35 protein-coding genes are annotated in these 24,470 nt (G+C 39.5%); 2 read left to right on the top strand and 33 right to left on the bottom strand.

The genetic code is table 11. The features are described 5' to 3' along the window. Nucleotides 1-97: 97 nt before the first annotated feature. Complete coding sequence (gene argS / locus QSE00_RS17935) at nucleotides 98-1,882, bottom strand: arginine--tRNA ligase (RefSeq protein WP_286106951.1); 1,785 nt, start codon at nucleotides 1,880-1,882, stop codon at nucleotides 98-100. A 161-nt stretch (nucleotides 1,883-2,043) separates the two neighbouring features. Here argS and QSE00_RS17930 point away from each other — a divergent pair, with 161 nt between their 5' ends. Together QSE00_RS17930 and QSE00_RS17925 are read left to right on the top strand one after the other, a co-directional pair. After that, nucleotides 2,044-2,469, top strand: a complete 426-nt coding sequence (locus tag QSE00_RS17930) for a hypothetical protein (RefSeq protein WP_110357425.1) — start codon at nucleotides 2,044-2,046, stop codon at nucleotides 2,467-2,469. Between the two features lie 252 nt (nucleotides 2,470-2,721). Next, nucleotides 2,722-4,251: a BCCT family transporter gene (locus QSE00_RS17925; protein ID WP_286106950.1), complete on the top strand. Its 1,530-nt coding sequence runs from the start codon at nucleotides 2,722-2,724 to the stop codon at nucleotides 4,249-4,251. On the opposite strand, the gene ctlX is transcribed toward QSE00_RS17925, so the two are convergent. From ctlX to rplW, 32 genes are all read right to left on the bottom strand, one after another. Continuing rightward, nucleotides 4,252-5,181, bottom strand: a complete 930-nt coding sequence (gene ctlX, locus QSE00_RS17920) for a citrulline utilization hydrolase CtlX (protein ID WP_110357427.1) — start codon at nucleotides 5,179-5,181, stop codon at nucleotides 4,252-4,254. It lies immediately after the preceding gene. 117 nt (nucleotides 5,182-5,298) lie between these two features. Next, nucleotides 5,299-6,213 carry a dimethylarginine dimethylaminohydrolase family protein gene (locus QSE00_RS17915; RefSeq protein WP_110357428.1) on the bottom strand — a complete coding sequence of 305 codons (915 nt, stop codon included), beginning with the start codon at nucleotides 6,211-6,213 and terminating at the stop codon, nucleotides 5,299-5,301. A 101-nt stretch (nucleotides 6,214-6,314) separates the two neighbouring features. Then, nucleotides 6,315-7,598 (bottom strand): citrate synthase, encoded by a 1,284-nt coding sequence (locus tag QSE00_RS17910; RefSeq protein ID WP_110357429.1) that lies wholly within the window; start codon nucleotides 7,596-7,598, stop codon nucleotides 6,315-6,317. Between the two features lie 124 nt (nucleotides 7,599-7,722). Further along, complete coding sequence (locus QSE00_RS17905; protein WP_110357430.1) at nucleotides 7,723-9,264, bottom strand: glycogen synthase; 1,542 nt, start codon at nucleotides 9,262-9,264, stop codon at nucleotides 7,723-7,725. Between the two features lie 148 nt (nucleotides 9,265-9,412). Beyond that, a complete protein-coding gene (eno, locus tag QSE00_RS17900) occupies nucleotides 9,413-10,705 on the bottom strand; it encodes a phosphopyruvate hydratase (RefSeq protein ID WP_110357431.1) in 1,293 nt (430 codons plus the stop codon). 120 nt (nucleotides 10,706-10,825) lie between these two features. Then, nucleotides 10,826-11,938: a glutamine-hydrolyzing carbamoyl-phosphate synthase small subunit gene (gene carA, locus QSE00_RS17895; protein ID WP_286106949.1), complete on the bottom strand. Its 1,113-nt coding sequence runs from the start codon at nucleotides 11,936-11,938 to the stop codon at nucleotides 10,826-10,828. 97 nt (nucleotides 11,939-12,035) lie between these two features. Then, nucleotides 12,036-12,608, bottom strand: coding sequence for a 50S ribosomal protein L17 (gene rplQ, locus QSE00_RS17890; RefSeq protein WP_110357433.1), 573 nt, complete (start codon nucleotides 12,606-12,608; stop codon nucleotides 12,036-12,038). 57 nt (nucleotides 12,609-12,665) lie between these two features. Then, on the bottom strand, nucleotides 12,666-13,658 hold the full coding sequence (locus tag QSE00_RS17885; protein WP_031445092.1) for a DNA-directed RNA polymerase subunit alpha: 993 nt from the start codon (nucleotides 13,656-13,658) through the stop codon (nucleotides 12,666-12,668). Nucleotides 13,659-13,677: 19 nt separating this feature from the next. Next, nucleotides 13,678-14,283, bottom strand: coding sequence for a 30S ribosomal protein S4 (gene rpsD / locus QSE00_RS17880; RefSeq protein ID WP_110357434.1), 606 nt, complete (start codon nucleotides 14,281-14,283; stop codon nucleotides 13,678-13,680). Nucleotides 14,284-14,385: 102 nt separating this feature from the next. Beyond that, on the bottom strand, nucleotides 14,386-14,778 hold the full coding sequence (rpsK, locus tag QSE00_RS17875) for a 30S ribosomal protein S11 (protein WP_031445094.1): 393 nt from the start codon (nucleotides 14,776-14,778) through the stop codon (nucleotides 14,386-14,388). 13 nt (nucleotides 14,779-14,791) lie between these two features. Then, nucleotides 14,792-15,166 carry a 30S ribosomal protein S13 gene (gene rpsM, locus QSE00_RS17870; RefSeq protein ID WP_031445095.1) on the bottom strand — a complete coding sequence of 125 codons (375 nt, stop codon included), beginning with the start codon at nucleotides 15,164-15,166 and terminating at the stop codon, nucleotides 14,792-14,794. Nucleotides 15,167-15,168: 2 nt separating this feature from the next. After that, nucleotides 15,169-15,285: a type B 50S ribosomal protein L36 gene (gene ykgO, locus QSE00_RS17865; protein WP_013621733.1), complete on the bottom strand. Its 117-nt coding sequence runs from the start codon at nucleotides 15,283-15,285 to the stop codon at nucleotides 15,169-15,171. A gap of 9 nt (nucleotides 15,286-15,294) precedes the next feature. Beyond that, nucleotides 15,295-15,510, bottom strand: coding sequence for a translation initiation factor IF-1 (gene infA / locus QSE00_RS17860; RefSeq protein ID WP_013549436.1), 216 nt, complete (start codon nucleotides 15,508-15,510; stop codon nucleotides 15,295-15,297). Between the two features lie 3 nt (nucleotides 15,511-15,513). After that, nucleotides 15,514-16,857, bottom strand: a complete 1,344-nt coding sequence (gene secY / locus QSE00_RS17855) for a preprotein translocase subunit SecY (RefSeq protein WP_110357435.1) — start codon at nucleotides 16,855-16,857, stop codon at nucleotides 15,514-15,516. Nucleotides 16,858-16,869: 12 nt separating this feature from the next. After that, nucleotides 16,870-17,322: a 50S ribosomal protein L15 gene (rplO, locus tag QSE00_RS17850; RefSeq protein ID WP_110357436.1), complete on the bottom strand. Its 453-nt coding sequence runs from the start codon at nucleotides 17,320-17,322 to the stop codon at nucleotides 16,870-16,872. Between the two features lie 15 nt (nucleotides 17,323-17,337). Further along, nucleotides 17,338-17,517, bottom strand: coding sequence for a 50S ribosomal protein L30 (rpmD, locus tag QSE00_RS17845; RefSeq protein WP_072865343.1), 180 nt, complete (start codon nucleotides 17,515-17,517; stop codon nucleotides 17,338-17,340). Nucleotides 17,518-17,530: 13 nt separating this feature from the next. Next, nucleotides 17,531-18,055, bottom strand: coding sequence for a 30S ribosomal protein S5 (rpsE, locus tag QSE00_RS17840; RefSeq protein WP_031445099.1), 525 nt, complete (start codon nucleotides 18,053-18,055; stop codon nucleotides 17,531-17,533). A gap of 7 nt (nucleotides 18,056-18,062) precedes the next feature. Next, complete coding sequence (gene rplR, locus QSE00_RS17835) at nucleotides 18,063-18,419, bottom strand: 50S ribosomal protein L18 (RefSeq protein ID WP_110357437.1); 357 nt, start codon at nucleotides 18,417-18,419, stop codon at nucleotides 18,063-18,065. 11 nt (nucleotides 18,420-18,430) lie between these two features. Then, nucleotides 18,431-18,973, bottom strand: coding sequence for a 50S ribosomal protein L6 (gene rplF / locus QSE00_RS17830; RefSeq protein ID WP_072865345.1), 543 nt, complete (start codon nucleotides 18,971-18,973; stop codon nucleotides 18,431-18,433). Between the two features lie 20 nt (nucleotides 18,974-18,993). After that, nucleotides 18,994-19,392 (bottom strand): 30S ribosomal protein S8, encoded by a 399-nt coding sequence (gene rpsH / locus QSE00_RS17825; protein ID WP_110357438.1) that lies wholly within the window; start codon nucleotides 19,390-19,392, stop codon nucleotides 18,994-18,996. Between the two features lie 67 nt (nucleotides 19,393-19,459). Beyond that, nucleotides 19,460-19,729, bottom strand: coding sequence for a 30S ribosomal protein S14 (gene rpsN / locus QSE00_RS17820; RefSeq protein WP_110357439.1), 270 nt, complete (start codon nucleotides 19,727-19,729; stop codon nucleotides 19,460-19,462). Nucleotide 19,730: 1 nt separating this feature from the next. Next, entirely contained in the window at nucleotides 19,731-20,282 is a 552-nt protein-coding gene (gene rplE / locus QSE00_RS17815; RefSeq protein ID WP_110357440.1) for a 50S ribosomal protein L5, read from the bottom strand. Nucleotides 20,283-20,284: 2 nt separating this feature from the next. After that, nucleotides 20,285-20,599, bottom strand: coding sequence for a 50S ribosomal protein L24 (gene rplX, locus QSE00_RS17810; RefSeq protein ID WP_110357441.1), 315 nt, complete (start codon nucleotides 20,597-20,599; stop codon nucleotides 20,285-20,287). A 13-nt stretch (nucleotides 20,600-20,612) separates the two neighbouring features. Next, the gene (gene rplN, locus QSE00_RS17805) at nucleotides 20,613-20,981 is read right to left on the bottom strand and encodes a 50S ribosomal protein L14 (protein ID WP_103440708.1); all 369 of its coding nucleotides are present in this window, start codon (nucleotides 20,979-20,981) and stop codon (nucleotides 20,613-20,615) included. A gap of 2 nt (nucleotides 20,982-20,983) precedes the next feature. Continuing rightward, nucleotides 20,984-21,241: a 30S ribosomal protein S17 gene (gene rpsQ, locus QSE00_RS17800; RefSeq protein WP_031445107.1), complete on the bottom strand. Its 258-nt coding sequence runs from the start codon at nucleotides 21,239-21,241 to the stop codon at nucleotides 20,984-20,986. 13 nt (nucleotides 21,242-21,254) lie between these two features. Then, the gene (gene rpmC, locus QSE00_RS17795; protein WP_031445108.1) at nucleotides 21,255-21,446 is read right to left on the bottom strand and encodes a 50S ribosomal protein L29; all 192 of its coding nucleotides are present in this window, start codon (nucleotides 21,444-21,446) and stop codon (nucleotides 21,255-21,257) included. Between the two features lie 17 nt (nucleotides 21,447-21,463). After that, nucleotides 21,464-21,883: a 50S ribosomal protein L16 gene (gene rplP / locus QSE00_RS17790; RefSeq protein ID WP_110357442.1), complete on the bottom strand. Its 420-nt coding sequence runs from the start codon at nucleotides 21,881-21,883 to the stop codon at nucleotides 21,464-21,466. Between the two features lie 20 nt (nucleotides 21,884-21,903). Beyond that, on the bottom strand, nucleotides 21,904-22,626 hold the full coding sequence (gene rpsC / locus QSE00_RS17785) for a 30S ribosomal protein S3 (protein ID WP_072865350.1): 723 nt from the start codon (nucleotides 22,624-22,626) through the stop codon (nucleotides 21,904-21,906). A gap of 10 nt (nucleotides 22,627-22,636) precedes the next feature. Then, on the bottom strand, nucleotides 22,637-23,044 hold the full coding sequence (rplV, locus tag QSE00_RS17780) for a 50S ribosomal protein L22 (protein ID WP_031445111.1): 408 nt from the start codon (nucleotides 23,042-23,044) through the stop codon (nucleotides 22,637-22,639). A 3-nt stretch (nucleotides 23,045-23,047) separates the two neighbouring features. Continuing rightward, nucleotides 23,048-23,326 (bottom strand): 30S ribosomal protein S19, encoded by a 279-nt coding sequence (rpsS, locus tag QSE00_RS17775; RefSeq protein WP_110357443.1) that lies wholly within the window; start codon nucleotides 23,324-23,326, stop codon nucleotides 23,048-23,050. A 13-nt stretch (nucleotides 23,327-23,339) separates the two neighbouring features. After that, nucleotides 23,340-24,164, bottom strand: a complete 825-nt coding sequence (rplB, locus tag QSE00_RS17770) for a 50S ribosomal protein L2 (RefSeq protein WP_110357444.1) — start codon at nucleotides 24,162-24,164, stop codon at nucleotides 23,340-23,342. 9 nt (nucleotides 24,165-24,173) lie between these two features. Continuing rightward, nucleotides 24,174-24,464, bottom strand: a complete 291-nt coding sequence (gene rplW, locus QSE00_RS17765; protein WP_110357445.1) for a 50S ribosomal protein L23 — start codon at nucleotides 24,462-24,464, stop codon at nucleotides 24,174-24,176. Between the last annotated feature and the right edge of the window lie 6 nt (nucleotides 24,465-24,470).

Here is a 24,470-nt window from a genome sequence, read left to right as displayed (position 1 = left end):
AAAATTTCTCCTGCCGAAATTATCCGAAGTATATCTGTCCTGAACAATTTAATTTTAAGGCCTGAAAATGCAACTTCCCTTATAGGCCAAGACTTGCTTACATTCTATCGGGAACCTCTATTCCCAAAAGACCAAAGGCCGATTTTATAACCTCACCAACCTTTTTTGCCAATTGAATCCTGAATATTTTTTTGGTCTGATCTTGCTCCCCCAATATGGACACATTTTGATAAAAAGAATTAAACTCCTTAACCAAATCATAAGTGTAATTGGCAATTAGGGCCGGACTATAGTTATCGGCCGCCAATTGTACAGTTTCTGGAAACAACTGCAGTTGTTTTAACAATTCTTTCTCTTTCCCTTCTAAATCCGTCAACTTTTGCGAACCGTGCAAGTGCTGCTCCAGTTCCTCCGCCTTCCTCAAAATAGATTGGATCCTAGCATAAGTATATTGAATAAAAGGCCCTGTATTTCCTTGAAAATCAACAGACTCCTCCGGATTGAACAAAATTCTCTTTTTGGGATCCACCTTAAGGATATAATATTTTAAGGCCCCCAGTCCTATTACTTTATACAACTCTTGTTTTTCCTCTTGGGAATAATCTTCCAGCTTGCCCAATTCCTCAGAAATAGTAGCCGCAGTTTGGGCCATATCCGCCATTAATTCATCGGCATCCACTACGGTACCTTCCCTACTCTTCATTTTACCACTAGGCAAATCTACCATCCCATAACTTAAGTGATATAGTTTTTCTGCCCAAGAAAAGCCCAGTTTCTGCAGTATTAGGAACAATACTTTAAAATGGTAGTCCTGTTCATTCCCAACAGTATATACCATACCCTTCACATCTGGATTGTCCTTTACCCTCTGTATGGCCGTACCAATATCTTGGGTCATATACACTGCCGTACCATCTGAACGGAGTACAATTTTTTCATCCAATCCCTCGTCCGTTAGGTCTATCCAAACACTGCCATCCTCTTTCTTGTAGAAGACACCTTTTTTTAACCCATCCTCCACAAAATCCTTACCCAATAAATAGGTATTGCTTTCGTAATACAATTGATCAAAATCAACCCCCATATTTTCGTAGGTAATCTCGAACCCATCATATACCCATTGGTTCATTGTCTTCCATAAACTCACTACCTCCTCATCACCAGCTTCCCATTTTCTCAGCATTTCTTGGGCCTCCAATAAGATTGGCGCCTCTTTTTCCGCCACCTTTTCATCTATCCCTTCAGCAATCATAGTAGCAATTTCGGCCTTATAGGCCTTATCAAAAGCAACGTAATAATTCCCTACCAATTTATCACCCTTAAGCCCGGTACTTTCCGGCGTTTCTCCATTGCCAAAGCGTTGCCATGCCAGCATGCTTTTACATATATGAATTCCCCTATCGTTAATAATCTGGGTTTTATAAACCTTCTTCCCTGAGGCCTTTAAAATCTCTGCCACGGAATACCCCAACAAATTGTTTCGGACATGCCCCAAATGCAAGGGTTTATTGGTATTGGGAGACGAATACTCCACCATTATTGCGTCTGTAGTACTTTGTGAAACAAATCCAAAATCGCTCAGATGCCTTATTCCTTCAAAAAAATCGAGGTAATATTCGTTACTAATGGTAATATTCAAAAAACCCTTAACCACGTTATAATCGGTCACCTCCTCCACTTCATCCTTTAGGAACTGTCCTATTTGCTCTCCAATTTGCACAGGATTTCCTTTCACAAATCGCAACATGGAAAAAATAACCGCTGTAATATCACCCGCAAAATCTTTGCGGGTTGGTTGAAATTCCACGCTTGGCAAATCAACTTTAAAAATAGAGGTAACGGCTTCTTTTACCTTTTGTGCAAGGACGTCTTGAATATTCATGAATTTAGGCATTTACGGCTGCAAAATTAAGCATTTTTTATTCTTTCACCTTAATGTTAAGGATAAGTAGACCACAAGAAGGAAGTTTTTTTTAACTTTATTAGCCTATACGGCCCATAGTACCATACCGTGATGATTTAAACTGGATATCCATAAAATTTATGTTGCTGAACGTTTCCTATAACAACAAAGAAATTACCAAAAAAATAGACGAAGAAGTTGGAAAACCTTTTACCCTAAAAGAGCGTTTGGCCCTGGACGGTATTGGGTCTCCCAAATTGTTCATTGTTGACAGTAGCATGGAAATTAAAAATCTATTGATCTTGGACAACAACACCAACACCTGCAACATTGAGTTAAGACCAAAAGGGATCATAATTCGCTTTAGGTCACTACTCGAAACCTTTGGACTTATTATACCATATTACAAATTTACATTATATAAGACGGACCTTGGCCTATATACAATTTACAGGGACCAATATTTTATCAAAATAAAATCTGACACAAAGGCCGTACAGAAATTTTTTACAAAATTACTGGGACATAGGGCAGACAATGCACCTACGAATATAGAAGATATTTAACCCGCCCGCCACTAATTGAAAAGAAAACCGGATGGTTTGCGCTCTAAATGAGATCTGAATACCTTTAGGCTGGCTACAACCCAACCCGTTTCATTGGGACCTGAGCCGAAATGTCATTGGTAGTTTCCTTTTGATGCTTAAGGAGATTGCCCTGTAGTAAATGACCTTTAATTAGTCATAACATAAATAACATAAGCTAGCCGTAAAACTTTGAATACTTAGTTTGCATAAATTAAAACCGATATTATCAAAATGTTGAATCCTTTTCGCAAAAACCCATTGCTTTACATTTCCGTTGGAATCCTTTTGATATGTACAATCGTAGTGTTCATAGCTACGGAAGCAACCTATGAGGCCATTGAAGTCGCTTCCATTTGGGTCAGGAACTATTTTGGATATTTCTACCTATATCTTGGGCTGGGCTGCGTATTTCTTTTGTTGGTCATTGCACTATCCCCTTTAGGAAAAATAAAACTGGGCAGAAAAAATGAAAGACCTGAATTTACCACTTGGGCATGGACGGCCATGCTTTATAGTGCCGGTATGGGTGCTGGAATCTTGCTCCGTGCAGTTCAGGAACCTGTTTTTATGCAGCAAAACCCTCCCTTCCCTTCAGATTTGCCATCGGAAATCCTAGCCTTGGAATTCACCTTTTATCAGTGGGGATTTACGGCCTGGGCATTTTATGGACTTTTTGCCATGACCCTAGGTTATTATCTTTTTGTTAGAAAGAAAAAAGTACTCATCAGCTCTACCATTGGGGACATATTGCCCAATAAGGCGGCAAGAACAGGAATTGATGCCCTTACCATTATGACCACGGTATTTGGTCTGGTTGCGGCCATAGGCCTGGGAACAACCCAAATTAATGGAGGCCTAAATCATATCACCTCTTCCAATTTCGGCTTAGCCACTACGCTATTGCTCACCACCCTTATCTCGGTGTTGGCTTTCTATTCTGCTTGGAAAGGGGTTAACAAAGGAATTCAGATACTTTCAAAGGTAAACATCCTTATCACCTTGGTGGTATTGATTTTTGCCCTTGTTCACAGCGACATCCTTAAGGTTGTAAACCATTTTTTAGTGGCTACCTTCCACTACATAATTGATTTCATACCCCTGAGTTTGGCCTATGGCAGTTATGATCCAGGCATGGCTTTTCTCACTGATTGGACCTTCTACTATTGGGCATTTTGGTTGGCATGGGCACCTTTTACAGGAATCTTTATTGCCAGGATCTCCAAAGGGCGTAGCCTAAGACAGTTGTTATTGGGTGTTTTGGTCATCCCCAGTTTGGGTACCTTTTTTTGGTTTTCAGTATTTGGAACCTCGGCCTTCCAACTCATTGAGGGATGGGGAAGTTATAACAACGAATTTAATGGTGTGTTTTCCTCTATTTTTGTTTTCTTCGGCAACTACCCTTTCGCCACATTCCTTAATATTACCACCATATTATTATTGATAGGTTTTTTGGTAACTTCCGTTGATTCTGCTGTTTTTGTATTGAGTATGTTTTCGGATAAAGGCAAACAAGAACCCAGCAAAAAACATCGCCTAATTTGGTCCCTCTTTATTTTTTTGGCTACAATTGCCCTAATTCTATTGGGCAATGCAAAACCAGAGGTAGATGTATTAAGTGCCGCACAAAAGCTATTGATTATCACTTCACTTCCCTTTGCCTTTTTTATGGTCTTTATGGCCATAGTTTTTATCAAGGAGCTACTGAAATACCATAGGTATTATACTTTAATAGGTAAGGAACAAAAACCAATGGATAAATAATTACTCTTTTGGAAGAAACACCTCTGCCATCATACAGCGTGCACTGCCGCCTCCGCAGGTTTCAATAGTATCCAACGAACTATGGATGATGGCACAATGCTTTTCCAACGCCCTTAACTGTTCCTGTCTTAAACTAGTGTAAGCTGCCGTACTCATTACCAAATAGCGTTTTTCTCCCATTCCGAAGACCTGTAGCATATTCCCGGCAAAATGGTGCATCTGTTTTTCGGAAATAGTAATAATTTCCTTGCCATCTTGTTTTAAATGGCTCACGACATTCTTTTTTTCTTTTTTGTCATCAATGGAATCCAAACATATTACCGCAAACGTTTCTGCCAAACACATCATTACGTTGGTATGATAAATAGGTTTTCGGGTACCCGCTACGGATTGATTGGCAGTGAATACAATAGGAGTATATTCAAAATCTTCACAAAACTCTATAAACAAATCCTCATGCGCCCTATCTGAGAGGGCACAATAGGCTTTTTCATTCACCCTGTCCAATACAACACTTCCTGTGCCTTCCAAAAAATAGCCCTCCTCCTCAGCCGAGGTATAATCCATTATATTTTCTATAATAAACCCCCTCTGCTCCAAAAGTGCCAGAATATCATCCCTTCGTTCATTTCTTCTATTCTCGGCGAACATAGGATAAATCCCCACTGTTCCATCGGCATGGAAGGACACCCAATTATTGGGAAATATGGAATCCGGGGTATCCACATCCTTTTTGTCATCTACCACTATAACATTTACCCCTTTTTCCCTCAACTCCAAAACAAAAGCATCGAATTCCTCCTGCGCCTTCAAATTTATTTCCTGGTTTTTTAGATCAAGATCTTCCTGAAAATAGTTATTCACGGCAGTTTGCTCGTTCATTCGAAAATTCACTGGGCGCACCATCAAAATAGTATTGGTAATTTGCATTTTATTAGTCACTTTTCAAATTGGGTATTACAAAACTTTCCATCATTAAAACTGTGCAAATTTAGCTTAATTATTTCCTGGAACGGATTATATGCAAAAATTGGCACCTGAACTATACTATTCCCTCACCAAGGGCAAGGTGCTACACCTTAAAAGCCCCTCTTGTTTGGCTATCTCCGAATAAGCTATTTCCTCCACCGTAAAACCGTGTTCCCGCAACCAGTTGTTCAACCTTGTAAAATTACGCTCAGAAACCACCACATTGGGGGATATGGAAAAAACATTGCTTACCATATTATACATTTCCTCTTTCCCGATCTCGAATACGTTGTCGCTTCCAAAATAATCCAGCAACCATTGATACTCCTCTTCCCTTAAAAATCCATTCTTATGTAAAATGGCCTTATTTTTTCCAACGGGCTGAAAACAACAGTCCAAATGCAGGGCATTTTCCCTGGCATTGGTATTCGACTTTCTAAGTTCAAAAGCCTTTACCTTTTTATTTGGGAATTGACTGGCAATAAAATCTACCGCTTCCTGGTTGGTACGTGCCGTAATATAATCCGCATAATCCGAACCCGTATATGTGCCCATAAAAATATACTCTCCCCATGGCATAACGTCCCCTCCCTCTACATGAACCTCTTCTGGGGGATAGATTATCTGATCTTCATCTATTTTATTCAACACATATTTAATAGCCTGAAATTCCTTTTCCCTATCCGGAAGAATATTCGCCTTCACCAGCTTATCCCCAATAACAAAAGCAATATCCCGTGAAAATATTTGATTACAATCCTTCAAGACTTTGGGCCTAAACACTTGAACATCGTATTTGGCAAATACTTGGGCAAAACCGTCCATTTCCCTTACCATATCCACCTCTTTGGGGTAGGTGCCGGCCAAAATATGCTCCAATGACTTGGGATCATAGGCTTCCTCTGGTTTCGGAATAGGGCCACAGCTTTTAGCCGTTCCCAATACCACAGATCTTAAGCGTGAAGTTTCATCCTGTACGTTCAACTTTAGCATACCTGCTTTTTAAGTAAAGATAGAAATACTTATTCTGATAAATAAAAACTGCCCTTTGTATATTTAACACAAAGGGCAGTGGCATAGAATTTGTGTTTTTTCTATCTCTTGTCCAAAGCAACAAAGGATCTGCTCTTTTCTCCAATATATACCTGTCTTGGTCTACCGATAGGCTCATTATTCAACCTCATTTCCCTCCATTGGGCAATCCAGCCCGGTAGGCGTCCCAAAGCAAACATAACGGTGAACATTTCTGTTGGAATACCTAGTGCCCTATATATTATTCCAGAGTAAAAATCAACGTTGGGATATAATTTTCTGTCTACAAAATATTTATCTTCCAAGGCCTCTTTTGCCAATCCTTTAGCTATATCCAAGATTGGATCATCTATACCCAAATCTCCAAGAACTTCCTCAGCTGCGAGTTTAATAATCTTTGCCCTGGGATCAAAATTCTTGTACACTCTATGTCCAAAGCCCATTAAACGAAAAGGATCGTTCTTGTCCTTGGCCTTGGCCATATACTTTTTGGTATCCCCTCCATCGGCCTCTATAGCCTCCAACATTTCCAAAACCGCCTGATTGGCTCCACCGTGTAAGGGGCCCCAAAGTGCACAGATCCCGGCAGAAATGGAGGCAAATAATCCCGCATGTGAAGATCCTACGATACGAACGGTAGAAGTAGAACAGTTTTGTTCATGGTCCGCATGCAAGATCAATAATTTATCCAAGGCCTCAATGACGATCTTGTTCTTTTTGTAATCCTGGTTGGGCTTTTTGAACATCATTTTATGAATATTCTCTACATAACCCAAGGAATCGTCCCCATAATCCAGCGGCAATCCTTTTTTCTTTCTTAAGGTCCATGCCACCAAAACAGGAAATTTGGCCAAGATCCTTACTATGGCCCAATACATTTCCTTTTCCGAGGATACGTTTACTGAAGTTGGATTAAAGGCAATCAGCGCACTGGTTAAGCTGGAAAGTACACCCATTGGATGTGCCGATTTTGGAAAACCATCCAAAATCTTCTTCATCTCCTCATCTACATGCGATTCAGCTTTTATATCTTCATGAAATTTATCCAATTGCCCTTGATTTGGCAATGCTCCAAAAATCAACAAATAGGCCACTTCCAGAAAATCGGCCTTTTCCGCCAATTCTTCAATAGAATATCCGCGATACCTTAAAACCCCCTTTTCACCATCCAGAAAAGTAATGGCACTCTCACAGGAGCCGGTATTCTTAAACCCAGGGTCTATCGTTATCATTCCTGAATTGGCCCTCAAAGTTTTGATATCTATAGCCAACTCATTTTCAGTGCCTTCTATAACTGGAAATTCAAATTTTTTCCCGTTGTATTCTAATGTTGCGTTATTCGCCATTTTTTAAATTCCTGTTTTATTCAATTATTCGTAAAAATACTAAAAACACCCAAGGATAACAATTGAAGATTTTGTTATTTAATGAATAATAGTGAATTATTCAAAAACCTGATATGATTTGATTCTATTGGTTAATGGAATAAAGATATTTGTAGTAATCATCAACCGATTTTTCCCAGGTGAACCTCATCTTTTTGGCATTGGCCTGAATCTGCTTCCACTTTGGTTTGTCATTCTCAAAAACATCCAAAGCCTGATCAAGTGCCAAGATCATATTTTTAATTTTATCATCATAGGTCTTCCCATCAAAACTAAATCCAGTTCTCATGTGCTCCACAGTATCCCTTAGACCACCCGTATTGTGCACCAGACATGGATTTCCGTTACGCATGGCCAACATTTGGCTAATGCCACAGGGCTCAAATAAACTGGGCATAAAATATAGGTCGGTTTCCAAATATATCGAATCGATCAAATCTTCGGATTGACCGTTGGTGAAAATAAAATTTTTATGATCATAGCTCAATTGACGAAATAGCTCTTCATATTCAGGGGCACCTGTTCCCAAAAGCATAAAGATTCCGTCTACCTTTTTCAATCTGTTCAATATTTGCACAAATGCCTCCGGTGAACGCTTAAAGAAATAAAATTTCTGCTCTGTTAAACGGGCCACACTTGAAACTATGAATTTAGGCTTTTCAGTAACATATTCCATTACCTTTTCCCCGGTATGCGCCAAAAAATCGGCTTTATATTTCTTGGATTCCTCCTGTAGCCACCTAAATAATGCCTTGACGATATTTCTGTACAACAATCCCTTTTCGGCCGCACGAATATTCTTGTAATTGGAACCATTGAGAATCCCGAACAACCTCCCTTGATTGTTTGCCTCCTGTAAGTCCATTTCCAAACCTTCACCTCCTATAAATTCAGGTGGATTGCTCGGTCTTAGTACATCCTCCTTATACGAGGGGGATACGGTATGTACGGCATCGGCCAATCGAATACCTACAGCCATAAGATTAATACAATCTTGGTACCTATAGTCCATCAACTTCTTTTCATCTATGGATACATTGGGAAACCAATTTCCTAGGGATGAGTAATTATTATAGAACGGTCGTATACCTTGAATGGCCAGATTATGAATGGTATAGACATAGCGCATTTTCTTAAGGGCCTGATATTCGGGGTGATAGGTTTTTAGAAACAAAACCAAACTGGAATGCCAATCGTGCATATGAACTATATCCAATTCCCCAAAAGCCCCAACCTTTATTGCCTCGGCCACGGCCGTACAAAAAATAGTGAACTTAATGTTATCCGTAAAAAAAGCCTCTTCCGGATCATCATGATAAATATGTCCTATTTCACCACCGGTAATTTCAGGATGGTGTATTACGTAATGATGTAAATTTGCAAATTCCTTTTTGGGGGAGACTTCATATAACTCTGCCACATAGACCATCCCCCTCAGGTTTAAATTAAGATTGGTAATGAAGGTTCCATTTTGATGCAATCTTGAATAGGAGGGCACTACTACATGCGCCATATCTCCCCTATCCGAAATCTGCCGAGGCACATCCCTAACAACATCGCCCATACCACCGGCCTTGCACTTTGGAATACCGTCATTCTCAGCAGCAACAAATAGAAAATTATTCATTTAATCCAGGATTTGGTTATTATTTCGAGTATTAATTTGAGTAGGATAATATAATTATTTATTTCTGATAAGTAAACAAACCACCATGATATTTAAAAAAAAAGCCACTCTATATAGAATGGCTTTTTTTAACGTACTAAATTTTGTGTTATTTTATTTTGAAGGCATCCACTCCTGGATAATATGCCGTACTCCCCAATTCTTCCTCTATCCTTAACAATTGGTTGTATTTAGCCATCCTATCGGATCTGGAAGCTGAACCAGTTTTAATCTGCCCAGTATTTAAGGCAACGGCCAAATCGGCAATGGTGTTATCCTCCGTTTCACCTGAACGGTGCGACATAACAGAAGTGTAACCCGCATTTTTAGCCATATTCACCGCTGCTATGGTTTCGGTTAAAGTTCCAATCTGGTTAACTTTGATAAGAATGGAGTTGGCAATACCTTCCTTTATCCCTCTGGACAAACGCTCTACGTTGGTCACAAATAAATCATCGCCCACCAACTGTACTTTATCCCCAATTTTATCGGTCAAAGCCTTCCAACCTTTCCAATCGTTCTCATCCATACCATCCTCAATGGAAATAATTGGATATTTACCACTCAAGTCTGCCAAATATTGAGCTTGTTCCTCAGAAGTTCTAACGACTCCCTTATCACCTTCAAACTTGGTATAATCGTATTTTCCATCCACATAGAATTCTGCAGCAGCACAATCCAAGGCGATCATAACATCGTCCCCTAATTTGTATCCTGCCTTTTCTACCGCTTTTGCAATTGTATCCAATGCATCCTCGGTACCGCCGGCAAGATTGGGAGCAAAACCACCTTCATCCCCAACAGCTGTACTTAATCCCCTATCGTGTAAAACTTTTTTTAGATTATGGAATATTTCAGTACCCATTTGCATGGCATGCGAAAAATTATTGGCCTTAACCGGCATCACCATAAATTCTTGAAAAGCTATGGGAGCATCGGAATGTGACCCCCCATTAATTATATTCATCATTGGCACCGGTAAAGTATTGGCGCTAACACCGCCCACATACCTAAATAGGGACAATCCCAATTCATTGGCAGCGGCCTTGGCAACTGCAAGGGAAACTCCCAAAATGGCATTGGCCCCCAATTTCGATTTGTTGGGCGTACCATCCAAGTCTATCATGGTTTGGTCAACCAAATTTTGTTCAAAAACGGACATACCCAGAATCTCCTCGGCTATAACGGTATTTACATTGTTAACCGCCTTTCCTACTCCTTTACCCATGAAAGTTTTTCCTCCATCACGAAGCTCAACCGCTTCATGCTCACCTGTAGAAGCTCCTGAAGGAACAGCTGCCCTTCCCATTACTCCATTTTCGGTAATTACATCTACTTCTACTGTTGGATTGCCTCTTGAATCCAAAATTTGTCGTGCATGAACACTTAGGATGATACTCATATGTCTTTCTTTTATTTTTTAGTTAAATTATTATGCAAATATAGCAAAGGGAGCGCTTTTAACCCCACTAATACTGGCATTAATGACCCTTTGATAACAATAAAATAAAACTATAACGTTTTAGTTTACCGCAGATTGGATCATTTCGAAAAATTGATCGAACAAATAGTCTGCATCATGTGGCCCTGGACTTGCCTCAGGGTGGTATTGAACGGAAAATACGTTCTTATCTTTCATTTTAATCCCGGCTACGGTATTATCATTAAGATGAACATGGGTTATTTCCAAATTGGGATTGGCCTCGGTCTCTTCCCTGTTGATGGCAAAACCGTGATTTTGTGAAGTAATCTCCCCTTTTCCAGTTACCAAATTCATTACAGGGTGGTTTATACCCCTATGTCCGTTATGCATTTTATATGTAGAAACCCCATTGGCCAATGCCAACACTTGATGCCCCAGACATATACCAAATAAAGGTTTGTTGGATTTGATCATTTCTTTGGCCGACGCTATCGCCTCTTGCAGGGGATCCGGATCTCCGGGACCATTGGAAATGAAGTAGCCGTCAGGATTCCAAGAGCTCATTTCCTGAAATGTTGCATTGTAGGGAAAAACCTTGATGTACGCATCCCTTTTCGCCAAGTTTCGAAGAATATTTTTCTTAATCCCGATATCTAGGGCAGATACTTTATATTTTGCATCCTTATCCCCATAATAATAAGCCTCTTTGGTAGAAACTTTAGAAGAAAGTTCCAAACCTTCCATGCTTGGCACTTCTGCCAATTTCTTCTTCAACCCCTCAATATTGTCCACATCCGTAGATATTACCGCATTCATGGCACCGTTATCCCGAATATACCCCACCAAAGCCCTGGTATCCACATCGGAAATGGCCAACAAATTATTTTTATCCAAAAATTCCTGTAGACTTAAATCCGCATCGGGTCTGGAATAATGGTAACTGAAATTTTTACACACCAAGCCGGATATTTTCACGGAATCAGATTCAACTTCCTCGTTATTGGCGCCATAATTTCCAATATGGGCATTGGTGGTTACCATGATTTGCCCAAAATAGGACGGATCCGTAAATATCTCCTGATAGCCGGTCATACCAGTGTTAAAACAAGCCTCTCCAAAGGCAGTTCCTTCTTTGTCCCCTACAGCCTTACCGTGAAAAATAGTCCCATCGGCAAGCAACAATATTGCTTTTTTTCTTGTTTGATACTTCATTTTTTGGCGTTACAATTTTTCGTTTTGCAAAATAACATAAAAAAAGGATAAGCTTTTAGGCTTATCCTTTTACAATTATTAATATTTAATAACAATTTTACTCTTTAGCATCATCCGCTTTTTTTTCAGCTTTTGGCTCCTGAGCTTTTGGCTCTTCTACTTTTGGTTCTTCAGCCTTTGCACTTTCTGCTTTTGCCGTTTCTTCAACAACAGCCGTAGCATCCTCTGATTTTTTGCTTCTACCCCTTCTTGTAGTCTTTTGCTTCTTAGGCTTACCAGCATTATAGATTTCGTTAAAATCCACTAGCTCTATCATAGCCATGTCTGCGTTATCCCCAAGACGATTACCCAATTTGATAATCCTGGTATATCCTCCTGGTCTGTCGGCTACCTTTTCAGCAACACTGCTAAAAAGCTCTGTAACCGCATACTTGTCACGAAGGCTTTTAAAAACAATACGTCTATTGTGGGTCCCTTTCTCAACTGTTTGATTATTCTCAGTTTTTGATTTGGTAATCAATGGTTCCACAAACTGCTTTAGGGCTTTTGCCTTTGCAACAGTTGTATTAATTCTCTTGTGCTCTATTAATGAACAGGCCATATTTGCCAACATAGATTTTCTATGGGCCGCCTTTCTTCCTAAATGATTAACTTTCTTACCGTGTCTCATTGTTCTTTTCTATATTCTTTCTTGGTTTGGGTATTCCCAATGCCCGTGAAAGTTCAATTAATCTTTATCCAATTTATATTTTGACAAATCCATTCCAAAGCTCAAACCTTTATTGATCACCAATTCTTCCAATTCGGTCAAGGATTTTTTACCAAAGTTTCTAAACTTCATCAAATCGTTCTTATTAAAAGAAACAAGATCACCAAGTGTATCAACTTCTGCAGCTTTCAAACAGTTCAATGCTCTTACAGAAAGATCCATATCAACCAATTTGGTCTTCAATAGCTGACGCATATGTAATGATTCCTCATCATAGGTCTCTGTCTGTGCTATCTCGTCCGCCTCTAAGGTAATTCGCTCATCGGAGAACAACATAAAGTGATGTATAAGAACCTTTGCCCCTTCGGTCAAAGCCTCCTTTGGATGAATTGAACCATCGGTTGCGATTTCAAAAACCAATTTCTCATAATCGGTCTTTTGCTCTACACGGAAGTTTTCTATACTGTACTTTACATTTTTAATAGGCGTAAAGATAGAATCAACGGCTATGGTACCCAGTGGTGCATTGGATTTTTTATTCTCCTCGGCAGGCACATATCCTCTACCTTTATCTATGGTAATCTCCATGTTAATGCTAACCTTGGGATCCATGTTACAAATAACCAAATCCGGATTCAATACTTGATAACCAGAAATAAATTTTTGAAAATCACCTGCAGTCAATTGTTCCTTTCCGCTAACGGAGATAGATACTGTCTCACTATCAACATCGTCTATCTGTCTTTTGAAACGAACTTGTTTAAGATTTAGAATGATTTCGGTAACATCTTCCACAACACCGGAAATTACAGAGAACTCATGTTCTACCTTATCAATTCTAACAGAAGTGATAGCAAAACCTTCCAAGGACGAAAGCAAAACTCTTCTTAATGCGTTCCCAACAGTTAAGCCATAACCTGGTTCCAATGGACGAAATTCGAATTTACCTTCGAAATCGGAGGAATCAATCATTATAACTTTATCGGGCTTCTGAAAATTTAATAATGCCATAATTGGATCAGTGTTGTTTTTATTTAGAGTATAACTCGACTATTAATTGTTCTTTGATATTCTCTGGAATTTGCATTCTTTCCGGAACGGCAACAAAATTACCTTCCATTTTCTCTGAATTCCAAGTAATCCACTCGTAAACACTGCTGTTTGCAGAAAGAGCGTCTTCAATCGCTTTTAAAGATTTTGATTTTTCCCTAACACCAACCACATCACCGGGTTTCAAGTTATAAGATGGAATGTTCACCAACTCTCCGTTGACCGTAATATGTCTATGTGAAACCAATTGTCTTGCACCGCTTCTAGAAGGGGAGATACCCATTCTGTAAACAACGTTGTCTAAACGTGATTCACACAATTGAAGCAATACTTCACCGGTTACTCCTTTACTCCTATTTGCTTTGGCAAATATGTTTCGGAATTGTTTTTCCAAAATACCGTAAGTGTATTTTGCTTTTTGCTTTTCCATTAATTGGATAGCATATTCAGACTTTTTACCACGACGTCTGTTGTTACCGTGTTGTCCTGGAGGATAATTTCTTTTCTCAAAAGATTTATCATCTCCGAAAATCGCTTCACCGAATTTACGGGCGATCTTTGTTTTAGGTCCTGTATATCTTGCCATTTTCTTTTAGTTTGGAAACGTGATCATGAATTAAGGCTTATCCTTCGATAATCGTAACTACATCTCCTTGAAATACCCCATGGGGCAATTGATTACTATTAATTATACTCTTCTTCTTTTTGGTGGTCTACAACCATTATGCGGCATTGGAGTTACATCGATAATCTCTGTAACTTCAATTCCTGAGTTATGTATGGAACGAATGGCAGATTCCCTACCATTTCCCGGACCTTTTACATAAACCTTTACTTTTCTCAAACCAGCTTCATGAGCAACTTTGGCACAATCTTCAGATGCTATTTGAGCTGCATAGGGAGTGTTCTTTTTTGAACCCCTAAAACCCATTTTACCTGCTGAAGACCAAGAAATTACATCACCCTTCTTATTGGTTAAAGAAATAATAATATTATTAAAAGAAGCAGTAACATGGGCTTCGCCCACGGACTCTACTATAACTTTGCGCTTCTTTGCTGCTTTTGCATTTGCCTTTGCCATAATATCCTAATTATTATTTAGTTGCCTTCTTCTTGTTAGCAACTGTTTTCCTCTTACCTTTTCTTGTCCTAGAGTTGTTCTTGGTACGCTGACCTCTTAAAGGCAGACCAGATCTATGGCGAATACCTCTATAACAACCTATATCCATTAAACGCTTAATGTTCAATTGGTTTTCGGAACGCAATTCCCCTTCTATAGTCAAAGAAGAAACTGCTTCACGAATACGACCAATCTCATCATCGTTCCAATCAGATACTTTGGTATCCTCACTTACTTGGGCAGTGGATAAAATCTCCTTTGCCCTACTTTTTCCTATACCAAAGATATAGGTTAGGGCTATTACCCCTCTTTTCTGTTTTGGTATGTCTACACCTGCAATTCTTGCCATAATTACCCTTGTCTTTGTTTAAATCTAGGATTCTTTTTATTAATTACGTACAATCTGCCTTTTCTACGCACAATCTTGCACTCGGCACTTCTCTTCTTTATTGATGCTCTAACTTTCATCCTATTTGCTTAATATCTATATGTAATTCTTGCTTTACTTAAATCGTAAGGGCTCATTTCGAGCTTAACCTTATCCCCTGGAAGTAACTTAATATAATGCATACGCATTTTTCCAGAGATATGTGCCGTTACCACATGACCGTTTTCCAACTCCACGCGAAACATGGCATTTGACAATGCCTCAATTATGCTTCCATCTTGCTCTATTGCTGATTGTTTAGCCATAATCTATGCTACCTTTCTATTTTTTCCTGATTTCATCAAACCGTCGTAATGTCTGTTCAACAAATAAGAATTTACCTGTTGTACTGTATCGATCGCCACACCTACCATAATCAACAAGGACGTTCCTCCGTAAAACAAAGCCCAACCTGCCTGTACATCCATAAGCTTCACGATCACTGCCGGCAATACCGCCAACAAAGCTAGGAAAACAGATCCTGGCAAAGTAATCAATGACATTATCTTATCCAAATAATCCCCAGTTTCCTTTCCTGGTCTAATTCCCGGAATAAAACCACCACTCCTTTTCAGGTCATCGGCCATTTTATTCGTAGGCACTGTAATAGCCGTATAAAAATAGGTGAAGACAATAATAAGGAACCCGAACAAAAGATTGTATGCCAATCCAAATATATCCTGGAATTGAACTTCCATCCACTGCCCTACTGCCGTATTATTAAAGGTCTTGCCCAACAGTCCCGGTGCAAACATAATTGCCTGCGCAAATATAATGGGCATTACTCCAGAAGCATTCAACTTTAAGGGAATATACTGCCTAGATCCCATGATATTCTTTTCGTATCCCCCGGAAGCAGTTCTTCTAGCATATTGAACCGGAATTTGACGAGTAGCCATCACCAACAACACACATAATAAAATAACCACGAACCAGATGATCACCTCGATAAGCATGAACATCAATCCCCCGTTATTATTGGCCGTTCTGGAAATAAATTCCTGCACAAAATTCTGTGGCATATTGGCGATAATACCAACCATGATCAATAGGGATATACCGTTTCCGATACCCTTATCGGTGATTTTTTCACCTAACCACATTGCAAAAATAGTTCCTGCAACCAATATTATCACTGAAGGAATTACAAAATCAAGTCCTTTGCCAAATACGAAGGCACTATCCGGAACACCCAAAGCTCCCAAACTGTATAAATAAGCAGGAGCCTGAACAATACATATCCCGATAGTAAGCCATCTGGTAATCTGATTGATCGTTTTTCTTCCGCTTTCACCTTCCTTTTGCAACTTTTGAAGATAAGGAATGGCTATACCCATCAACTGCACCACAATGGAAGCAGAAATATAGGGCATAATTCCCAACGCAAAAATAGAGGCGTTGGACAATGCGCCCCCAGTAAAGGCATTCAATATTCCTAAGATACCACTATCAGTACTGGAGGCCAAAGCACCCAGCTGAGTAGAATCAATACCTGGAAGAACGACCTGCGCACCAAAACGATACACTAAAAGCAAACCAAGGGTAACAATTATTCTACCCTTAAGCTCTTCAATCTTCCAAATATTTGATAATGTCTCGAAAAATTTCTTCATAGTATTCTTTGCTTATAAACTTAGAGCCTCACCACCTGCAGCCTCAATTGCGGCTTTTGCTGTAGCTGTAAATTTATGTACAGAAACTTTAAGTGGGGCCTTTAGCTCTCCATTACCAAGAATCTTAACCAAATCGTTTTTACCAACCAATCCATTTTCTACCAGGATATCCAAAGTAACCGTATCCTTCACAGTTCCTTTGTCTACCAATTCCTGTAATTTTTCCAAATTGATCCCAGCGTAATCCTTTCTATTGATATTAGTGAAACCAAATTTTGGAACACGTCTCTGCAAAGGCATTTGCCCACCTTCGAAACCAATTTTCTTAGAATAACCAGATCTGGATTTAGCACCTTTATGTCCTCTGGTAGCAGTACCTCCCTTTCCGGAACCTTGACCTCTACCTACGACTTTGCCGGCTTTTTGGACAGCACCATCCGCTGGCTTTAAATTACTTAAATTCATAACACTAAAATTATATTAAGCCTCCTCTGTGGAAACTAAGTGTTTAACTTTATTTATCATTCCAAGAATATTTGAGGTAGCATCATGTTCCACAACCTGTCCTATTCTTCGTAAACCAAGAGCCTCTAATGTTCTCTTTTGATTTTGAGCCCTTTTAATACTGCTCTTTACCTGTTTTACTTTAATCTTTCCCATTCTATTCTTGGTTTTATCCTTTAAAAACTTTTTCTAAAGAAATACCTCTTTGGTTTGCAACTGTCTTTGCTCCTCTAAGTTGTAAAAGCGCATCAAAAGTAGCCTTTACCACGTTATGGGGATTGGAAGAACCTTGTGATTTGGACAATACATCATGAACACCTACTGCCTCTAATACTGCCCTAACAGCTCCACCTGCAATTACTCCGGTACCATGCGATGCAGGCTGGATATAAACCCTAGCTCCACCGAATTTCCCTTTTTGTTCATGAGGTAAGGTACCTTTGTTCAAAGGAATTCTAATAAGATTCTTTTTAGCATCTTCTATAGCCTTGGCAATTGCCGTAGCAACTTCCTTGGACTTACCTAGACCGTGACCCACAACACCATTTTCATCACCTACCACAACTATGGCCGAGAATCCGAACGCTCTACCACCTTTTGTAACTTTGGTAACACGTTGTACCCCAACCAATCTATCTTTTAATTCTAAACCTCCCGGCTTAACAGTCTCTACGTTTTTGTATTTCTGATACATAATATTCTTAGAATTTTAATCCTGCTTCCCTAGCGCCATCGGCTAATGATTTAACTCTTCCGTGGTACAAATTACCACCCCTATCAAAAGCAACCGCTTCTATTCCAGCTTCTTTTGCCTTTTCGGCAATAGCCTTACCTACTAGCTTAGCCACTTCTGTCTTAGTCCCTTTAGCCTTAGCCAACGCCTTATCCCTTGAGGAAGCGGACACTAAGGTTGTTCCGGCCACATCATCAATAATTTGAGCGTATATTCCAGTATTGCTTCTAAAAACAGCAAGCCTTGGCCTTTCTGCAGTACCTGAGGATATTTTTCTAATCCTCCTTCTGATACGTAGTCTTCTTTCAGTCTTCGTTAATCCCATAATGCTAATTATTAAGCCGATTTACCAGCTTTTCTTCTTAATTGTTCACCAACAAACTTAATTCCTTTTCCTTTGTAAGGCTCTGGCTTACGGAAAGATCTAATCTTAGCGGCGATCTGCCCCACTAATTGCTTATCATGCGAACTTAGCTTTATAATAGGATTCTTTCCTTTCTCGGATACGGTCTCAACTTTTACCTCTGAAGCCAGATCCAAAACAATATTGTGCGAAAATCCTAAAGCTAGATCCAATGTTTGTCCTTGGTTACTGGCACGATATCCTACTCCTACCAACTCCAATTCCTTTACCCATCCTTTAGAAACTCCTTGGACCATATTAAAGATCAAAGATCTGTAAAGACCATGCTTTGCCTTATGCTCCTTGGAATCTGAAGGTCTTGTAACAAATACCTGACCGTCTTCAACCTTTACAGCAGCACCAGAAAATTCTTGGGAAAGTTCTCCCAGCTTACCTTTTACAGTAATAACATCTTCCTTAACCTCTACGGTTACTCCTTCTGGAATTGCTATTGGATTATTACCTGTTCTAGACATCTTTCTAAATCTTTATAGTATTAATAAACATAACATAATACTTCCCCACCTGCATTCTCAAGCTTTGCCTGTTTGCTGGTCATTACACCATGGGAAGTAGAAATAATAGCAATACCAAGACCGTTCAACACTCTTGGCAACTCCTCGGAGCTGGCATATTTCCTAAGTCCTGGTGTACTAACTCGCTTTATTTTCTTTATAACCGGTTCTTTTGTGAATTTGTCATATTTCAAGGCTATTTTAATAGTCCCCTGAACCGCGTCATCCTCAAATTTGTAGCTTAAAATATATCCTTGATCGAATAATATTTTAGTAATTTCTTTCTTTAAATTAGAGGCAGGAATCTCCACCACCCTGTGGCCAGCGCTACTTGCGTTTCTAATTCTAGTCAAATAATCCGCAATTGGATCTGTAAACATAATTATTGATTTACGGTAACGGTTTTTAACACTAATGTTAAACCTGAAACCAGTTTATACTCTTTTATTACCAGCTAGCTTTTCTTACTCCAGGAATAAGACCGTTATTGGCCATTTCCCTAAAAGTAACCCTGGATATACCAAAAGTTCTCATGTAACCCTTTGGTCTTCCTGTTAGCTTGCAACGGTTGTGCATACGAACAGGAGAAGCATTTTTAGGTAATTTCTGTAATCCCTCGTAATCACCAGCCTCTTTTAAGGCCTTTCTCTTCTCGGCATATTTTGCTACAGTCTTAGCTCTTTTGACCTCACGGGCCTTCATGGATTCTTTAGCCATACTAATTCTTTTTAAAAGGTAGTCCTAATTCGGTTAATAATGATTTAGCTTCTTTATCTGTCTCCGCAGAGGTTACAAATGTAATATCCATACCATTGATTCTGTTAATTTTATCAATGTTTATTTCAGGAAATATGATTTGCTCCGTAATACCAAGATTATAATTCCCCCTTCCATCAAAACCTGTGGCCTTAATTCCTTGGAAATCCCTTACCCTAGGCAATGCAGTTGTCACCAATCTATCCAAGAATTCGTACATTCTCTCTCCACGCAAGGTTACTTTTGCCCCAATTGGCATTCCTTTACGCAACTTAAATGCAGCAACATCCTTTTTAGACATCGTTGAAATTGCTCTTTGGCCAGTGATATTGGTCAACTCATCTACCGCATGGTCTATAAGTTTCTTATCCGCTACAGCGGCACCAACACCTCTACTAACAACAATTTTTTCTAATTTAGGAACCTGCATTACATTTTTGTAACCAAACTCCTCTTTAAGAGCCTTAACAACTCTTTCTTTATATTCCTGTTTTAATCTTGGAACGTAAGCCATAACTAAATTACTTCTTTAGATTTCTTAGAAAATCTTACTTTCTTACCATCTCTTACCTCAAATCCAACTCTAGTGGTCTCTCCAGATTTTGGATCGATCAATGACAGATTGGATATCTGTAAGGGAGCCTCTTTCTTAACAATCCCACCTTGAGGATTGCTAGCACTTGGTTTTTCGTGTTTGGATACCATATTGGCACCTTCAACGATCGCCTTGTTCTTTTCACGGTCTACACTTACAACCTTGCCCTCAACCCCCTTGTGGTCTCCGGCAATAATTCTAACAGTATCCCCTGTTTTGATTTTTAATTTTCCCATTTTGCTATTTTTATTAAAGCACCTCTGGAGCCAATGATACAATTTTCATGAACTGCTTATCACGAAGTTCCCTGGCCACCGGTCCAAAAACACGTGTTCCCCTCATTTCCCCGGTTGGGTTCAAAAGTACACAGGCATTATCATCGAAACGAATATAAGAACCATCAGGTCTTCTAACTTCTTTCTTTGTTCTTACAACAACCGCTGTGGAGACAGCACCTTTTTTAATAGCCCCATTAGGAGTAGCTTCCTTTACGGAAACCACAATTTTATCCCCAACAGAAGCATATCTTCTTTTTGTACCTCCCAACACACGAATGGTCAAAACTTCTTTTGCCCCCGTATTATCCGCTACTTTTAGTCTAGATTCTTGCTGTAACATAATTATTTAGCTCTTTCTATGATTTCAACTAACCTCCAACATTTGGTCTTACTCAATGGACGTGTCTCCATGATCTTAACAGTATCGCCAATATTGCAATCGTTCTTTTCATCGTGTGCAACATATTTCTTAGTTTTCAACACGAACTTACCGTACATAGGGTGTTTAACACGTTTAACTTCTGAAACCACTACTGATTTCTCCATTTTGTTGCTAGTTACAACTCCTATTCTCTCTTTTCTTAAATTCCTTTTTTCCATAAAGCAGAACCAATTATTGTAATTCCCTTTTAGTTAATTCAGTTGCCAATCTTGCTACAGTTCTTCTTACTTTTCTGATAAGTAAAGGGTTTTCCAATGGTGTAACAGAATGGGCCAATTTTAAATCAGAATACTGCTTTTTAAATTCAGCACTCTTTTCCTTTAACCCCTCAACTGATAATTCTTTTATTTCTGATTGTTTCATGATTCCTTGCAATTATATTAAGCAGAATAGTCCCTAGCAATAATAAATTTAGTTCTTACTGGTAGTTTCTGTGCCGCAAGACGCAAAGCCTCTTTTGCAATATCGATAGACACACCGGCAACCTCGAACATAATCCTTCCTGGCAATACCACAGCTACAAAATATTCCGGAGCTCCCTTACCTTTACCCATACGCACCTCTAAAGGCTTTTTGGTGATAGGCTTGTCAGGGAATATCTTTATCCATAATTGGCCTTCTCTTTTCATATACCTAGTTGCCGCGATACGAGCTGCTTCTATTTGGCGCGATGTTATAAAAGAGGTATCCATTGATTTAATACCAAACATACCGTTTGAAAGTTGATGCCCCCTTCCAGAGATCCCTTTCATACGACCTTTCTGCATTTTGCGGAACTTAGTTCTTTTTGGCTGTAACATTTCTTTACTTCTTTAAAAAATTACTTTCTACGACGTTGTTTCTTCGGTCCTTCCTGCTTTCCACCTTTTCCCTGAGACTGGCTTTTGGCCATACCTACCAATGGGGAAAGTTCCCTCTTTCCATAAACCTCACCTTTCATGATCCATACTTTTATACCCAATCTTCCATAGGTCGTATGAGCTTCATGCAAAGCATAATCTATATCGGCCCTGAAAGTGGACAATGGGATCCTACCATCCTTATAAGATTCGGATCTTGCCATTTCAGCTCCGTTCAAACGTCCAGATATCTGAATTTTAATACCTTCGGCATTCATTCTCATGGCCGCTGCAATTGCCATCTTTATAGCCCTTCTAAAAGAAATTCTACTTTCAATTTGACGCGCTACACTGGCAGCAACAAGATTAGCGTCCAATTCAGGTCTTTTGATCTCAAAAATATTGATCTGAACTTCCTTGTCCGTAATCTTTTTAAGCTCCTCCTTTAGTTTATCAACTTCCTGACCACCTTTTCCAATGATTATACCTGGTCTTGCAGTGGTAATGGTAACCGTAATCAACTTAAGGGTACGCTCTATAATAATTCTAGACACACTTGCTTTTGCCAAACGTGCATGAACATATTTTCTGATCTTATCGTCTTCGGCAAGTTTATCCCCATAATCATTTCCACCGTACCAGTTAGACTCCCATCCTCTGATAATTCCTAGACGATTTCCGATTGGATTTGTTTTCTGTCCCATACTAAATGCTCTAGCTTTGTGTGTTATTGTTAGATCCCAAAACCAAGGTAACGTGGTTGGAACGTTTTCTAATTCTATGTGCTCTTCCCTGTGGGGCCGGACGTAGTCTTTTCAACATACTTCCACCATCCACTCTAATTTCCTTAACAAAAAGTTCAGCATCCTCAACACTGGCATCCTCATTCTTGGACTGCCAGTTGGCTATTGCGGAAAGCAATAACTTCTCCAATCTACGAGATGATTCCTTTTGGTTGAATTTCAAAATAGCAAGCGCTTTCTCCACTTTTACACCTCTAACCAAATCCGCCACCAAGCGCATTTTTCTAGGGGAAGTAGGGCAATTATTCAACTTTGCAAACGCTATTTGCTGCTTCTCCGCCTTAATTCTTTCGGCCATTTGTTTTTTACGAACTCCCATAGCTTACTTTTTTCCTTTATTTTTTGCTCCGGCATGACCCCTAAAAGATCGTGTTGGAGAAAATTCACCTAATTTGTGACCCACCATGTTCTCTGTTATAAAAACAGGTACAAATTGTTTTCCATTGTGAACCGCTATTGTCTGACCTACAAAATCAGGAGTAATCATAGAAGCTCTAGACCATGTCTTAATGACTGCCTTTTTACCAGATTCAACATTTTGTTGGACTTTTTTATCCAAACTATAGTGAACGTAAGGTCCTTTCTTTAATGAACGTGCCATTTCTTTCTACTTTTTATTTCTTTCTACGTTCTAAAATATACTTGTTGGTACTCTTGGTCTTGGAACGGGTCCTGAATCCTTTGGCAGGAATTCCGTTTCTAGATCTAGGATGACCTCCAGAAGCCCTACCTTCTCCACCACCCATTGGGTGATCAACAGGGTTCATCGCAACCGGTCTTGTTCTTGGTCTTCTTCCCAACCATCTACTTCTACCAGCCTTCCCGGACACCAATAACTGATGATCGGAGTTGGATACTGCACCTATAGTGGCCAAACAATCCGCTAAAACCAATCTAGTTTCACCTGATGGCAATTTAATGGTAACAAACTTACCGTCCTTCGCCATTAACTGGGCAAATGTACCGGCACTTCTCGCCATTACCGCTCCTTGTCCAGGACGCAATTCAATTCCAGATATGATGGTACCCAAAGGTATCTCACTCAACGGAAGCGCATTCCCAATTTCAGGAGCAACCTCGGCTCCAGAAGATACTTCCTGCCCAACCTGTAAACCGTTTGGAGCAATAATGTACCTTTTTTCACCATCGGCATACGCCAATAAAGCTATAAAAGCTGTTCTGTTGGGATCGTACTGGATTGATTCAACAGTAGCAGCAACACCTTGCTTATCCCTTTTGAAATCAATAACACGATACCTTCTCTTATGACCTCCACCTTTCTGGCGCATGGTCATTTTTCCTTGACTGTTTCTACCTCCCGACTTTTTTAACGGAGCAAGCAAGCTTTTTTCCGGCTTATCAGTAGTAATGGCGTCAAATCCGTTTACTACTCTAAAACGCTGCCCGGGAGTGATTGGTTTTAATTTTCTAACTGACATTTTTTGTCTTTATAGATTACTGTAAAAATCAATAATATCTCCTTCTGCTACATCAACAATGGCTTTTTTAAAACCACTTGTCTTTCCGTGCTGTACACCTGTCTTGGTGTAACGCGACTTGCGCGAAGGACCATAATTCATTGTTCGAACTTTATCGACAGCAACACCATAAGTTGCTTCCACTGCTTCCTTAATCTGAATCTTGTTGGCTTTTGGATCAACAAAAAAACCATAACGATTGTGCAACTCGCTATCAGCAGTCATTTTTTCCGTAATAATTGGCTTTATCAACACACCCATGGTTCG

Origin of the sequence: Arenibacter flavimaris (assembly GCF_030291335.1) — a bacterium.
GTDB lineage: Bacteria > Bacteroidota > Bacteroidia > Flavobacteriales > Flavobacteriaceae > Arenibacter.
This window is presented reverse-complemented; position numbering and strand designations above follow the sequence as displayed.